1 protein-coding gene and 1 pseudogene are annotated in these 735 nt (G+C 57.3%); both read left to right on the top strand.

Annotated features, from left to right (window positions below; genetic code table 11):
• Positions 1-143 (top strand): annotated as a pseudogene (locus GFC01_RS17790) (electron transfer flavoprotein subunit alpha/FixB family protein); the annotation flags it as partial.
• An 84-nt stretch (positions 144-227) separates the two neighbouring features.
• The coding region (locus tag GFC01_RS17795) for a thiolase family protein (protein WP_279233517.1) at positions 228-735 on the top strand (508 nt) is incomplete at its 3' end.

Genomic DNA, 735 nt, shown 5'->3' on the forward strand with positions numbered 1-735 from the left:
AGGTGATTGTGGCCATCAACAAAGATCCGGAGGCCAACATCTTTAAAGTGGCCGACTACGGCATCGTCGGCGACCTCTTTGAGGTGGTGCCCCTGTTAACCCGGGAATTTAAAAAATTGCTGGGTGAAAAAGCTGCTTGCTGATTCTCCCGGCAGGGGATTTGCTTTACTAATATATCCTGTTCTGTAAATTTATAACCAACGACTGGTTTCGAGGGGATGATCTTATTGAAAGAAGTAGTGGTGGTCAGCGGCGCCCGCACGGCCATCGGGGTTTTTGGCGGCTCCTTAAAAGACATCCCGGTGGTCAGGCTGGGCAGCCTGGTGATCAAAGAAGCTCTGAAAAGGGCCGGGTTAAAACCCCGGTCGGGGGAAGAACTGTTGAGTTTCGGTCCTAACGCCTTAAAGGACCTGCCACCGGCCGAACTGGAAAAGGCCGGTGACGACTGGGACGAAAACCTGCAGGAAGTGCAGGTGGACGAAGTAATCATGGGCCACGTGCTCCAGGGGGGCAACGGCCAGAACACCGCCCGCCAGGCGGCCATACACGCCGGCATACCCAAGGAATCCAGCGCCTTCACCGTAAACAAGGTATGCGCTTCCGGTTTAAAAGCCATCGCCCTGGGCGCCCAGTCCATCATGGCCGGGGAAGCGGAAGTGGTGGTGGCCGGGGGCATGGAAAACATGAGCCAGGCACCCTACGCCCTGCCCCGGGCCCGCTGGGGCTACCGCATGG

It is taken from the genome of Desulfofundulus thermobenzoicus (assembly GCF_009428905.1).
GTDB classification, from domain to species: Bacteria; Bacillota; Desulfotomaculia; order Desulfotomaculales; family Desulfovirgulaceae; genus Desulfofundulus_A; species Desulfofundulus_A thermobenzoicus.